Source organism: Azoarcus sp. Soil_N_20, from assembly GCF_057656155.1.
On record NZ_JBDGKX010000071.1, the window covers coordinates 1 to 364 of the forward strand.

A 364-nucleotide genomic window follows, 5' to 3' on the forward strand; every position below is an offset into this window, starting at 1 on the left:
TTCATGGAGGTCGAAGGCCTGGGCGACTACCTGCCCAAGTACGCCGGCAACCTCGACATCATGACCGCGGCCGCCGCGCGCACCGCCGAGATGTTCGCCGAAGAGATCCTCGCCGGCCGTCTCACCCTCGAATCCAACCGTGCCACGATGCTGGCCTGAAGGAGATGAACATGGACTTGCGCGGCAAGAAGATCACTCAAGCGGCCGGCGCACGGCCGCCCGAAGCCGGCCGCGATCCCCTCGGGGGATCGGCTGCCGCATGCGGCGGACGAGGGGCTGTCACACTTCACGACATGACCCTGCGTGACGGCATGCACCCCAAGCGTCACCTGATGACGCTCGAGCAGATGAAGACCATCGCCTG

General features: G+C 65.9%; 1 protein-coding gene and 1 pseudogene. Both read left to right on the top strand.

Annotation, left to right across the window (positions count from 1 at the left end; translation table 11 throughout):
- A pseudogene (locus AC3A35_RS27940) lies at positions 1-159 on the top strand (acetaldehyde dehydrogenase (acetylating)); the annotation flags it as partial.
- An 11-nt stretch (positions 160-170) separates the two neighbouring features.
- Positions 171-364 (top strand): hypothetical protein (locus AC3A35_RS27945; RefSeq protein WP_487439817.1); only part of this gene is annotated, 194 nt, incomplete at its 3' end.